This window comes from Ruania suaedae (assembly GCF_021049265.1).
In the GTDB taxonomy this organism is placed as follows: Bacteria; Actinomycetota; Actinomycetes; order Actinomycetales; family Beutenbergiaceae; genus Ruania; species Ruania suaedae.
In genome coordinates, this window is sequence record NZ_CP088018.1 from 3,544,581 (window position 1) to 3,557,440 (window position 12,860).

12 protein-coding genes are annotated in these 12,860 nt (G+C 68.6%); 4 read left to right on the plus strand and 8 right to left on the minus strand.

What is annotated here, in order from left to right; translation table 11 throughout:
• Positions 1-16 precede the first annotated feature (16 nt).
• The 4 genes from trxB to LQF12_RS16345 all read left to right on the plus strand — a co-directional run bounded on the left by trxB (position 17) and on the right by LQF12_RS16345 (position 3,766).
• Entirely contained in the window at positions 17-1,015 is a 999-nt protein-coding gene (trxB, locus tag LQF12_RS16330) for a thioredoxin-disulfide reductase (RefSeq protein WP_231053957.1), read from the plus strand.
• A gap of 25 nt (positions 1,016-1,040) precedes the next feature.
• Positions 1,041-1,367, plus strand: coding sequence for a thioredoxin (gene trxA, locus LQF12_RS16335; RefSeq protein ID WP_290370708.1), 327 nt, complete (start codon positions 1,041-1,043; stop codon positions 1,365-1,367).
• 97 nt (positions 1,368-1,464) lie between these two features.
• Positions 1,465-2,799, plus strand: a complete 1,335-nt coding sequence (locus tag LQF12_RS16340) for an aminotransferase-like domain-containing protein (protein ID WP_231053958.1) — start codon at positions 1,465-1,467, stop codon at positions 2,797-2,799.
• 10 nt (positions 2,800-2,809) lie between these two features.
• Complete coding sequence (locus tag LQF12_RS16345; RefSeq protein WP_231053959.1) at positions 2,810-3,766, plus strand: D-alanine--D-alanine ligase family protein; 957 nt, start codon at positions 2,810-2,812, stop codon at positions 3,764-3,766.
• An 11-nt stretch (positions 3,767-3,777) separates the two neighbouring features.
• Here LQF12_RS16345 and LQF12_RS16350 read toward each other — a convergent pair whose 3' ends face one another.
• The 8 genes from LQF12_RS16350 to rpmH all read right to left on the minus strand — a co-directional run bounded on the left by LQF12_RS16350 (position 3,778) and on the right by rpmH (position 12,763).
• Positions 3,778-5,055 carry a ParB/RepB/Spo0J family partition protein gene (locus tag LQF12_RS16350; RefSeq protein WP_231053960.1) on the minus strand — a complete coding sequence of 426 codons (1,278 nt, stop codon included), beginning with the start codon at positions 5,053-5,055 and terminating at the stop codon, positions 3,778-3,780.
• Positions 5,052-5,999, minus strand: coding sequence for a ParA family protein (locus LQF12_RS16355; protein WP_231055637.1), 948 nt, complete (start codon positions 5,997-5,999; stop codon positions 5,052-5,054). Before LQF12_RS16355 ends, LQF12_RS16350 begins: the two co-directional genes overlap by 4 nt.
• 3,663 nt (positions 6,000-9,662) lie before the next feature.
• The gene (gene rsmG, locus LQF12_RS16360; RefSeq protein WP_231053961.1) at positions 9,663-10,313 is read right to left on the minus strand and encodes a 16S rRNA (guanine(527)-N(7))-methyltransferase RsmG; all 651 of its coding nucleotides are present in this window, start codon (positions 10,311-10,313) and stop codon (positions 9,663-9,665) included.
• Between the two features lie 7 nt (positions 10,314-10,320).
• Positions 10,321-10,827: a Jag family protein gene (locus LQF12_RS16365; RefSeq protein WP_231053962.1), complete on the minus strand. Its 507-nt coding sequence runs from the start codon at positions 10,825-10,827 to the stop codon at positions 10,321-10,323.
• A 39-nt stretch (positions 10,828-10,866) separates the two neighbouring features.
• Entirely contained in the window at positions 10,867-11,889 is a 1,023-nt protein-coding gene (gene yidC / locus LQF12_RS16370) for a membrane protein insertase YidC (protein WP_231053963.1), read from the minus strand.
• 21 nt (positions 11,890-11,910) lie between these two features.
• On the minus strand, positions 11,911-12,264 hold the full coding sequence (gene yidD, locus LQF12_RS16375) for a membrane protein insertion efficiency factor YidD (RefSeq protein WP_290370709.1): 354 nt from the start codon (positions 12,262-12,264) through the stop codon (positions 11,911-11,913).
• Entirely contained in the window at positions 12,261-12,614 is a 354-nt protein-coding gene (rnpA, locus tag LQF12_RS16380; RefSeq protein WP_290370710.1) for a ribonuclease P protein component, read from the minus strand. The genes yidD and rnpA overlap by 4 nt, the downstream gene beginning before the upstream one ends.
• A gap of 11 nt (positions 12,615-12,625) precedes the next feature.
• Positions 12,626-12,763, minus strand: coding sequence for a 50S ribosomal protein L34 (gene rpmH, locus LQF12_RS16385; RefSeq protein WP_231053964.1), 138 nt, complete (start codon positions 12,761-12,763; stop codon positions 12,626-12,628).
• Positions 12,764-12,860: the final 97 nt, after the last annotated feature.

Consider the following 12,860-nt stretch of genomic DNA (forward strand, 5'->3'; position numbering starts at 1 on the left):
CACCAGAAGGAAATTCATGAGCAGCGAGAACGCCCGCGGTGTCCACGACGTCGTCATCATCGGCTCCGGCCCCTCCGGCTACACCGCCGCCGTGTACGCCGCCCGGGCGGGCCTGGCCCCGATCGTCTTCGCCGGGGCGATCACGGCCGGTGGCGCCCTGATGAACACCACCGAGGTCGAGAACTTCCCCGGATTCCCCGAGGCCGTCATGGGCCCGGACCTGATGGAGAAGATGCGCCAGCAGGCCGAGCGGTTCGGCGCCGACATCCGCTACGAGGACGTCGCCTCGGTGCAACTGGACGGCCCGGTGAAGACCATCGTGACCGACGACGACGAGGTGCTGCAGGCCCGCGCGGTCATCCTCTCGACCGGCTCGGCCTACAAGGAGCTGGGCATCCCCGAGGAGAAGCAGTTCTCCGGCCGCGGCGTCAGCTGGTGCGCCACCTGCGACGGGTTCTTCTTCCGCGACCAGGACATCCTCGTGGTCGGCGGCGGCGACTCGGCGATGGAAGAGGCCCTCTTCCTCACCCGGTTCGGGCGGACCGTGACCATCGTGCACCGCCGGGACGAGCTGCGCGCCTCCAAGATCATGGCCGACCGTGCCCTGGCGGAGGAGAAGATCAGCTTCGCCTGGAACAGCGAGGTCGCGGCGATCCACGGCGACCAGAAGGTCAGCGGCGTGACCCTGCGCGACACCGTCACCGGTGAGCTGCGGGAGATGGGTGCCACCGCCGTCTTCGTGGCCATCGGGCACCTGCCGCGCACCGAGCTCGTCACCGGCCAGGTGACCCTCAACGACGAGGGCTACATCGACGTCGAGCACCCCAGCACCCGCACCAACATCCCGGGCGTCTTCGCCGCCGGAGACGTCGTGGACCACCACTACCGCCAGGCGATCACCGCCGCCGGCACCGGCTGCTCGGCCGCCCTGGACGCCGAGCGCTACCTCGCCGCGCTCGACGCCGCGCCCGCCGCCCCCGAGGCCGCGGACGAGGCGGCCACCCTGCTGACCTGATCACACCCGAACCCGAGGAGAACGCATGGCCGCCATCAAGACCACCAGCGACGACAACTTCACCGCCGACGTCCTGGGTGCCGACAAGCCGGTCCTCGTCGACTTCTGGGCCGATTGGTGCGGCCCCTGCCGTCAGTTCGCTCCCATCCTGGAGGAGATCGCCACAGAGAACGCCGACAAGATCTCGGTCTACAAGCTCGACGTCGACGCCAACCCGCAGACGACCGCCGCCTACAACGTGGTCTCCATCCCGACGATCAACGTCTACTCCGGCGGCGAGCTGGTCAAGTCCGTGGTCGGCTCCCGCCCGAAGAAGGCGTTCCTGGCCGAGATCGAGGAGTTCCTCGGCTGACCCGCGTGCGACGCGCGTCACTGACACGAGCCCTGCGCCTCGTGGGAGACTCGACGGGCGTGCCCGAGCGGCGGGTGCCACGAGGAATGGAGGTCCGATGAACGACTCGCCCCAGCATTCCCCCGAACCTGCCGCCGCCGCGCCCGCACAGGGCACCCGGCTCGACCCGTGGTTGCGCCACTACGCCGCTCGCACCCATGGCATGAAGGCCTCGGAGATCCGGGCGCTGTTCGCCGTCGCAAACCGCCCCGAGGTGGTCTCCCTGGCCGGCGGGATGCCGTTCCTGGCCGGCCTGCCGCTGGAGACCATCTCCCAGGTGACGGCGAAGCTCCTCGCCGAGCGCGGGGCCGTGGCCCTGCAGTACGGATCCGGGCAGGGCGAGGAGTCCTTCCGTGAGCAGATCCTCGAGGTCATGCGCCCCGAGCACGTGCGCGCCCACGCCGACGACGTGATCGTCACCACCGGGTCCCAGCAGGCGCTCGATCTCGTGACCCGCATCTTCGTCGACCCCGGTGACGTCATCGTGGCCGAGGCGCCGAGCTATGTCGGGGCCCTGGGCGTGTTCCGCTCCTACCAGGCCGACGTCGTCCACGTGCCGATGGACGCCGACGGGCTCGTCCCCGAGGCGCTGGAGACCACGCTCACCGAGCTCGCTGCCCAGGGGCGGACGGTGAAGCTGCTCTATACGGTGCCGAACTTCCACAACCCCGGTGGCGTCACGCTCAGCGCCGAGCGCCGGCCGAAGGTGGTCGAGATCGCCCGGCGCTTCGGGGTCCTGATCCTCGAGGACAACCCGTACGGCCTGCTCGGTTTCGACACCGATCCGCTGCCGGCGCTGCACAGCTACGACCCCGACGGCGTGATCTACCTCGGGTCGTTCTCCAAGACGTTCGCCCCGGGATACCGGGTGGGCTGGGCCGTGGCCCCCCACGCCGTCCGGGAACGCCTCGTGCTCGCGGCCGAATCGGCCATCCTGTGCCCGTCGATGATGAGCCAGATGTCGATCTCGACCTACCTGGCCACCTGCGACTGGCGCGGGCAGGTCAAGGAGTTCCGCGAGGTCTACCGCGAGCGGCGCGACGCCATGGTCGGCGCGCTCGCCGAGCACCTGCCGATGGCGAGCTGGACCACTCCGGCGGGCGGCTTCTACACCTGGGTGCGCCTCCCGGAGGGCCTGGACGCCCAGGACATGCTCCCCCGCGCCGTCACCGAGCTCGTCGCCTACGTCCCCGGGACGGCCTTCTACGCCGACGACCAGGGCAAGGAGTTCATGCGCCTGTCCTACTGCTACCCGACGCCGGAGCGCATCCGCGAGGGCGTACGCCGCCTCGCCGGCGTGGTCACCAATGAGCTCGAGCTCGTACAGATGTTCGGAACCTCCGGCACGTCCGCGGGCCGTGGTGTGCATGCACCCGGCCCGGACCAGAACTGAGGAGCACCAGGTGAGCGAGCACAGCGCCGACCCCCTCGACGTCTTCATCCTGGCCGGGGGCCTGTCCCACGAACGCGAGGTCTCCGTGCGGTCCGGGCGGAGGGTGGCCGAGGCCCTGCGCGCCGCCGGCGCCTCGGCCACCGTGCACGATCTCGACGCCGGCCTGCTGGAGCACCTCCAGCAGGCCCGTCCGGACGTCGTCTGGCCGCTCCTGCACGGCAGCACCGGAGAGGACGGCGCCGTCCGTGACCTGCTGTCGCTGGCGGACGTGGCGTTCGTCGGCTCGGATTCGGCGGGTGCGCGCAGTACGTGGTTCAAGCCGGTGGCCAAGTCCCTGATGGAGCGGGCCGGCGCTCGCACTCCCGCCTCGGTGACCCTGCCGCAGAGCCTGTTCCGCCAGGTCGGCGCGGCAGCGGTGCTGGGCCGCGTGCTGGAGCGGCTGCCGCTCCCGCTGGTGGTGAAGCCGGCGGCAGGCGGCTCCGCCCTCGGCGTCACGGTGGTCACGGAGGCGGCGGAACTGCCGCAGGCGATGGTGCACTGCTTCTCCTACGGGGAGACCGCACTGATCGAACAGGCCATCCAGGGCCGCGAGCTCGCGGTCTCGGTGATCGACACCGGCGACGGACCGCGGGCACTTCCCGCGGTCGAGATCGTCACCGACGGCCCCTACGACTACGACGCCCGCTACAACGCCGGCCGTACCGAGTATTTCGCCCCCGCACGGCTGACACCGGAGCAGCTCGACGCCGCGCACCGGCTGGCCGTGCTCGCGCACCAGCAGCTCGGCCTGGCGCAGCTCTCGCGTACCGACCTGATCGTCGACGACGCGGGCACGCCCTGGTTCCTGGAGTCGAACGTCGCCCCCGGGATGACCGAGACCAGCCTGTTCCCGCAGGCCGTCCACGCCGCCGGGCTCTCGACTGACGCGCTGTACCTGGACCTGGCCCGGGAGGGCGCGCGGGGCTGACCCGGCTTCTCTCAGCTGTTGCTGCTGCCCTCGTCCTCGCGCAGGATGCCCGGGTCGCCGGGGTCGATGACGCCGAGGATGCGGTTGAGGTCCTGCACGCTGGCGAACTCGATGCTGACGTGGCCCTTGCGCTGCCCCAGGTTGACCTTCACCTTGGTGTCGAACCGGTCCGAGAGCCGGGAGGCGAGTTCGCCGAGCGCCGCCGAGTGGGCTCCGGCGCGCGGCCGACGGCGCAGCTCGGGCTGCATCGGGTCCTCACCGAGGGTGACGATCTCCTCGGTTGCCCGCACACTCAGACCCTCGGCCACGATGCGCTGGGCCAGACGTTCCATCGCTGCGCCGTCGGGCAGGCCCAGCAGGGCGCGCGCGTGGCCGGCGCTGAGCACGCCGGCCGCCACCCGCCGCTGCACGAGCGGGGGGAGCTTGAGCAGGCGCAGGGTGTTGCTGATCTGCGGCCTCGAGCGGGCGATGCGGGTGGCGAGCTCGTCATGCGTGCAGTCGAAGTCCTCCAGCAGCTGCTGGTAGGCGGCGGCCTCCTCCAGCGGGTTGAGCTGCACCCGGTGGAGGTTCTCCAGCAGCGCGTCCCGGAGCATGTCGTCCTGGGCGGTGTCCCGGATGATCGCCGGCACGGTCGTCTGCCCGGCCATCCGGGAGGCGCGCCAGCGGCGCTCTCCCATGATGAGCTCATAGGTACTGGCGCCCTCGGCGTCGGTGCCCGAGGGGCGGACCACCACCGGCTGGAGGACCCCGACCTCGCGGATCGAGCTGGCGAGCTCGTTCAGATCGTCGTCGTCGAAGACCTGGCGGGGCTGCAGCGCGTTGGGGGAGATCGAATCGATCGGGACCTCGGCGAATCGGGCGCCCGGTACGGCTACGAGCCCGTCCGGGTCCGGCGCCTGGTCATGGGTGGCGGTGTCGGTGCCGGTGGATCGACGGTCCGATTCTCCGGTCACGGCGGCGCCCGGAGCAGGCCGCGCGGTCGACGCCACATCCTCGAGGGCACCGGCGTCGTCGTCGGAGGGGGTGCTCGGGGCGGAGGTGCCATTGCGGGACGGCGCGCTGGTAGCAGTGCCGGCGTTGCCGGCCTCCTGCGCCTCGAGATCGGCCAGCATGCGCTCACTCGCGCTCGCCGGCGCGTCCCCGTCGGCGGTCGCCTCGTCCTCGCTCGTGGGTGGGGCGGGCTTGTGCTGCTCGGGGAAGAAGACATCGACCGGACGCTGGGCCCCTGAGGCCCCGGTCGGGATGAGGGCGCCCAGTCCGCGCCCCAGGCCACGGCGTCGCTCCGTCATCCTTGGTCTCCTTCATCGGGCGCCCCGGTGGGCGCGGCTGCGTGGGCGTACGCATCGAGGGGCTGCAGGCCGCGCTGGGCGATCTCGCGAGCCGCTTCGAGGTAGGCGAGCGCTCCCGTCGACCCACCGTCGTAGGTCAGCACTGTCTGACCATAGGACGGCGCCTCCGAGATCCGCACCGAACGCGGGATCGCGGTGCGCAGGGTCTGCTCCGGGAAGTGCTCCCGCACCTCCTCGGCGACCTGCTGGGCAAGGTTGGTCCGGCCGTCGTACATCGTCAGCAGGATGGTCGAGACGTGCAGCGCCGGATTGAGATGAGCGCGGATGAGATTGATGTTGTTGAGCAGCTGGCTGAGTCCCTCCAGCGCGTAGTACTCACACTGGATCGGGATGATGACCTCACGCGCGGTCACGAAGGCATTGACCGTGAGCAGGCCCAGGCTGGGCGGGCAGTCGACGAAGACGTAGTCGATGCGTGGTTCACCACGGCGTGACCGCCCCCTGAGGTAGGAGGCCAGGGCATTGCGCAGACGGTTCTCCCGGGCCACGAGCGACACGAGCTCGATCTCGGCGCCCGAGAGGTCGATGGTCGCAGGAGCGCAGAAGAGCCCAGGGATGGCCTCGGACTCCTGGACGACCTCCTCCAGGGGCGTGTCGTTGATGAGCACGTCATAGGTCGACGGCGTCCCGCTGTGGTGTTCGATACCCAGCGCCGTGGAAGCATTCCCCTGCGGGTCGTTGTCGATCACGAGCACACGCAGGCCCGCCTGCGCCAACGCCGCCGCGAGATTGACGGACGACGTGGTCTTTCCCACGCCACCCTTCTGGTTCGCCACCGTGAACACCCTCGTCTGGAGTGGGGGTGGGAACTTCTGACCGGTGAGCTCGATGCGGCGCCGTGCGTCCTGGGCCAGTTGCGCGGCGAGTGGCGTGGTGTCATCCATGACCGGGATCGCGTCGATCAAGGCGAGGCGGTGCTCGTCGTCCGGGGAGAGCGGCTTGGTCACATCGCCGAAAGGCCGCGATCCAGTGTCGACGTCGTCCTGATCCACGTTTGTGTTCCTCCGATGATGGGTGCGCTCTCCAAGAGTAGACGTCCATGGCGCTCGTGACCTACGCCCGGTGGCCATCGAACCGCAGAAGCGGGCGGCCGCCCGACGTTATCCACAACCCCCTGTGGAGAACGGCGGCACCAGTGTGGACATTCGCGACAGCTTGTGGACCTGGGCGAGTAGCCTGTGGATAACTCTGCAACCCGGACTCGTCGATCCGTTGCGCATGGCAGTGCGACCCTGCCGAAACCCTGCTATTGCAACGCTTGGCGGCAGTCTTCTCGAGCGTTGGACACTATCCACACCCCGATAATCGCCCGGTGGATAACAGCCGCCACCGCGTCACCCCCTCCCCGGTGGCCGGGGTCGAAAGGGCATCGGGCCGCTCGCTATCCACAGATGATCGCGGTTTCACGTGGAACAGAGGAGTCGAGGCTCACTACACAGAAGTGGATGCTCACGCCGACGCACGGGTGGGCGGCCAGAACGCTGCATGATCCTACCCGGCCTCTGCGTGCACCTGACTAGCCCGCGCCCCTGGGCCCGAGCCATACACCGCCAACACGTCTGCCGCGGGAGCTAGCGCCCACGTGCCAAAGCTTGCCTCGCGCGTTCCACGTGGAACAGGTCGTCCGCATCAACGGCGTTATGGACGTAGCCGACTGCCTTCGTCGGAGCCGAGCCAGGGGGCTGCGCCCATTGCAAGGTATCGGCAGCCGGCGGCGCGGTGCACAGGAGAAAGGGCGCGCAGATTGACCCCGCGGAGAGGCGCTGCCGACTTGGCTGCATCGCGCGCACACAGTAGCTAGCCGCATGCCACCTCAAAATCCGGGGACGACGTGCCACCGTCGCGGCGTAGAGGAGGGATCGCAGCGGCCGCGGGTACACGCCGGATGCTTGCAGCCTGTTTCACGTGGAACGGCGTGTACACGGCAGTGGCGGGGTCGCGCGCGGGGTAGCGTGCGCGGTGCGCGGGGTAGCCTGCGCGGTGCGCGGGGTAGCCTGCGCGGCGCGCGGGGTAGCCTGCGCGGCGCGCGAGCTGCGGTTGCACGCATCCGCGGGGAATGTCGGCCCCGCACCGCCGTCGATCCACAGGACCACTGCTGGCCTCCGCGGGGCTCACGTGAACGCCTGCGTATCCGACCTTGCACGGCCGCGAGCGTGTCACGGCGCCTGGTTTCACGTGGAACCCGCTCCCGACGCGAGTCGGGAGGGACGCCGAGCGAGCGTATCGTGGGCCGCCCTCTTCTACGGTCGAGCAGGCGAGTCATCGGGCCAGCTCCGGTCGATGACCCATCGCGCCACAGACCCATTGCCGACCGGATCGTTGTCAGGGCAGTGCCTTCGTCGATGACCTTGCTCTACCATCGAGCAAGGTCACGCCGCCTCGTTTCACGTGGAACCGCTCCCCAGCCCGAGACGGAGCTGAGGCGAGCGCGGTGCGTCGAGTTCTAGCCGACGAAATGCGGCTAAGCGCGCACCTTCCCAGGTTGCTCGAGCCGGCCGCCGCATCATCCACAAGCCCCATCAACCACAAGCCCGATCTCACGTGCGTTGACGCGACTTCAGCATTCGACGTCCCATCCGTGACGGCGTCAGCGGGCATATCGACAAGTTTCACGTGGAACCGCTGCGGACCCGTTTCACGTGAAACTTCGCGCCGTGCGACTAGGTGCGCCGTTGAGCGTCCGCTTCGTGCGCAGCCCGCGCGGCGCACTGCACACGGAGCATACGGGGCAGTGGGGGCCGGCCGCCACACACACGCGTTGCTCGTGCCGACGCCTGTCGTTTGCATGGACATGTGCGTGCCTCGTCCGTCCGTCACCGCTGCCGCCACGTTTCACGTGGAACACGGCATTCGGCTCCGCTGGGCGCCAGCCCGCTTCTGCTCGCCGCGCGCCTGCGATGCGGTCGCATCAGACGTCGTTACTGACTGATGTACGCCCGTATTGGGCGTCGGTCGGGGCGGAACTGCGAACACGGCGATAACCCACTCTTCGACATCGCCTCTTCCACGCGCTGGACCACCGACCGGCTGCCAACGGCGGCGCCCATGACGACCGTCGCCACGCACAGCGCGTTTCACGTGAAACCCATCTGCGAACAGCGCACAACTCTTCCCAGTGGCCGCCACCAGAACGGCCAGCCAATCACCATCGCATGCCCGCTCGAGCGAGGCGCGCCGTACTGGCTTGCCCTGAACGAATCCTCGTCGCGGCAGCGCCAACGCTTCCGACTTGATAGCTGAAGCACTCCGGCCGTCACGCGAAGCCAACTTGGTAACAGCGGTACGCGCCACAACCGCGACCGTTTCACGTGGAACCAGCTGGCCGTTCGCGCCCAACGTTCGGCGCGCTCAGCGACTCTCGCACTGATGCGCGCACGCACTCGGAGCCGCATCTCTGTCCACGTTCCACGTGAGACGCATCCATGTTCGCAGACGACCTGCCTTCGCAGCCGTGGCCTCCGCTCGACAATCGAGGTCATTCGCGCACCTCACGAAAGCGGTACGGCAGCGCCCGACTGATCGTTGGAAGGTCCAGGTGCTGCGACCGTCTCGCCCGCCGCTGCCCGCCAGCTGCTTGAGATGCACGCGCGTCACCACCGCTTCATCCCGGTGGCTTCAGTGCGCACGACGAGCGATCGCTGCTGCACGAACGACTCGGTGGACGCGTGTCCAGAACCGTTTCACGTGGAACATCGCTACGCGGTCAGCGCCGCCCGCGGCTGGTCGCCGCCGCACCCCCTGTAGGACCATCGAAGGCCGTTCACCCAACAGACTAGGACGCAGATCCTTTGCCATCCTTCCAGCACCTCGCGCGTGCATCGAGCACCGGAACGCCGTCGGCGCCAATCAGGGTTGTCGGCCGTCACGAACCAGCGCAGGTGCGGTGGTCGGTGGGTGGGATTCGGATGATCGGACTGCAGTGAGAACGCCAGTGCGTGCAACACCGCGCTCGGTAGGACCAGTGCCTTCTCGCGCGACCGGCCGCATCGAAGGCCACCGCTCTCGTGCCGCCGGCGGGATGACCTCCGAGTGGACGCGTCTCACCCCACCCGAGCCCAGTTCAACCCCGCAACTGTCGTCCGTGCGCGGTCTGGGTGACAGGCGGCGGTGGTTTCACGTGGAACGCCGGCTCACTTCGCTCGCGCGGCTGCCGACCGTGCACGGTCAGATCGCGCTCCCTGAGCTTCCCTCTCCAGGACCGACGCCACGCATGGTGAATTGTCAGATGGCGGGCGCGCCCGCCAAGGTGGCGGCCCACCCAGCAGCCGCGACGCCGTGCGACATGCTCCCCAGCCCCCAGCCAGCAGCGCGGAGAGGGAACGATGCAGCGCCGGGTAGCAGCGACATACGGCGCAGGGGCAAGCGCCCGCCACGCCGCAGCAGCCGCGCATGGGGCGTCAGCTCATGTCGCCGCGCGCACCTCGTGGTTGAGTCATCGCTCGGTCACGTACACCTCGAGATGCGCGTCGTCACACCGGCTCAAGGCGTTCCACGTGAAACATCGAGAGCGAAATTGTTGACGAACGGCACCGGCTCGAACATACGTACTAAGCGTTCACGCGGGACGCCTCGACCACTCGCGTGATCTCACCATCTCCCAGCAGGTCCACCTCGTGCACCACCACCCGACTCACGCCCAGCCGTGCGAACACTCGATCCGCCTTCTGGACCTCGTCGTCGGCACGGCGACCCTTCTGGGCCAGAAGCGAGCCGCCGGGAGCCACCAACGGCATGGTCATCCGGGCCAGCTTGTCCAGCGCTGCCACAGCGCGCGCAGTCACCGCCGTCACCTCGAGCTGACCGTGGAGCTCCTCCGCACGGCAGTGGTGAAGCCGGACGTTGTCCAGGTCCAGTTCGTCGCGAACCTCGCCCAGCCAGGCGACCCGTCTCTCCATCGGCTCGATCAGATGGACCTCGAGCTCCGGACGCATCGCCGCCAGCACGATGCCAGGCAACCCTGCGCCGCTCCCGACGTCGGCCAGCGAACCCTCCGAGGGCAGGAACCGCGCGACCGCCGCGGAGTTCAGCACATGCCGTGTCCAAAGGCGCGGAAGTTCACGCGGGCCGATCAGCCCACGGAGCTCACCCTGGTCGGCAAGCATCTCCGCGAACCTGGCCACCACCCCCCACGCCAGGCCGAGCACCTGGCGGCTTCGTTCGTCATCGACGACGACGGGATCGGTCTGCTCCTCGGTCACCCTTGGCTCACGACCCGGCGCGGACCACGACGTGACGCTGGGGCTCGGTCCCCTCGGAATCGCTGATCAGGCCGGCACCCGCCACCACGTCGTGAACGATCTTGCGTTCGAAGGGATTCATGGCGCCGAGCGCCACGTCCTCACCGGTCGAGCGTGCCTTCTCGATCGCCTCCGTGGCCAGGCCGGTGAGCACCTCCTTGCGGCGCTGACGGTACCCGGCCACGTCGAGCATCAACCGGCTCCGGTTTCCCGTCCTGGTCTGGACCGCCAGCCGCGTGAGCTCCTGCAGCGCCTCGAGCACCTCGCCCTTCTCGCCCACGAGAGGCTCCAGGCTCGCGCCCTCCTCCTCGGCGACAATCGCCAACGCGGGCCGGTCATGATCGACATCGATGTCGATGTCGCCGTCGAGGTCCGCGATGTCCAGCAGTTCCTCGAGATAGTCAGCGGCGATCTCCCCCTCCTCCTCGAGGACCACCCGGCTCTGATTCTCCGGCGTCACCGATGTCTCGCTCATATGTTCAGCCTCTCTCGTCGGAGCCACGGGGCTCACCGCTCAGTTCTCGTTGGTCTCCGCCGACTCCGGACCACCGGTGTTCGGCTTGCGCTTCGACCTCGGCGTATTGCGCTTGGGTTGCTGGCGCTGCCGCCGCTCCTGCGCCTCCGCCTCGGTTTCGATCTGCGGGACGTCGTCCTCGGCGTCCTCCAAGGAACGGCCTCGCCGCTTGGCCCGCTTCGCCTTGCGCTCAAGGTACTTCTTCTCCGCCTCGGAGCCCGGTGCGGGCGAGTTGCGGATCACGAAGAACTGCTGGCCCATGGTCCACAGGTTCGAGGTGGACCAGTAGATCAGCACACCGATCGGGAAGTTCACGCCCACGAAGATGAAGATCAGCGGGAAGATGTACATCAGCATCCGCTGCTGGCGCGCCATCGGGTTGTCGAGCGCCGAGGCGGGCATGTTCTTCATGGTGAGCTGGCGCTGCGTGAACAGCGTGGTCGCGCTCATCAGCAGGATCAGCACTGCCGTGACCACCCGCACCGACCACGTCGCGCCATCGTCCATGAACGTGGACGACAGTGACGCACCGAAGATCTCCGACGCCTCCGCCTGCTGCGCGAGCGCCTGCGTCAGCGGACCGATGCTGTCCGACCGCTCGTAGTTCCCGGTGGCGAGGGTCGAGAGCGAGATCAGTACCCGGTAGAGCGAGAAGAAGATCGGCATCTGCGCCAGGATCGGCAGACACGAGGCGAACGGTGAGGTGCCCGCCTCCCGATAGATCGCCATCATTTCCTGCTGCATCGCCTGGCGTGAGGCCGGGTCGGTCTTGCCTTTGTACTTCTTCTGCAGCTTCTGGATCTCGGGCTGCACCATCTGCATACCCCGCGACGCCTTGATCTGGCGCACGAACAGCGGAATGAGCAGGATCCGGATCACCACCACGAGCGCGACGATCGACAGCAGCCACGTCCAGCCACCGGCCGGGTCCAGGCCGATGAAGGTGAGCACGTCGTGGGCACGCACCATGATCCAGGCCACGGCGATCATGAGTGGCCACAGCACAGTGTCGAAGAAGTCCATGAACTCCGGGGTCTCTCCTGGTCAGATCCGCGGACGCGGTTTCTGGATGGGCACGTCTGGTGTCGAGGGTACGGCCTCGGGGTTGGCGGGACGAACGCCGGTGCTCTCGCGCGGGCCAGGACGCCAGTGCCCGTGGTCTGGAACGAGGTCTACTCCACCCCGGCTCCACGGGTTGCATCGCAACACTCGCCAGGCACCGAGCACGAGACCCTTGAGCGGGCCGTGCCGCTGCAGCGAACCGATCGCGTAGGCCGAGCAGCTCGGGTAGTAGCGGCAGGTGGGAGCGAACCAGGGCGAGACGATCAGCTGGTACGCCCTCACCATCCCCGTCAGGATGGTCGTGACCGGATGCCGTGAGCCCTCTCCAGCGGTCATCGGAGCTTCTGCCTGCGACGAGCTCCGCTCAGTGCTCTCAGCAGATCCGCACGCAACGTCTCGTAGTTCGATCCGTGGGCACGGGGCAATGCACGGACCACCACACAACTACCGTCCGGCAGCTCGGGAAGGGCCTCCTTCATCACCGCACGCAGGCGCCGCTTGACGAGGTTGCGCTCGACCGCGCCCCCCACCGCCTTGGACACGACAAAACCCACCCGGGCCGGTGCGGTCCGGGTGGATCCTGGGGTGTAGTGCACGACCACGCGAGGCGAACTGCTTCGCGAGCCGGCGCGGATCGTCGCGCCGAACTCGCCCGCCGCACGCATCCGGTGCCGCGCGGCAAGCACGGCAGCCCGACTCAGGCAGTCAGAGCGGAGCGGCCCTTGCGACGGCGCGCCGCCACGATCGCGCGCCCTGCGCGAGTACGCATACGCAGTCGGAAGCCGTGCACCTTGGCTCGGCGCCGGTTGTTCGGCTGGAAAGTCCGCTTGCTCACGGGAAGACTCCAAAGATGTCGGGAAGAGTGCGACCACCTCGGTGGCGCCAGACGCTGGTGAACCGCGAGCCAGGGATTACCTCCCCGCGACCCGGTT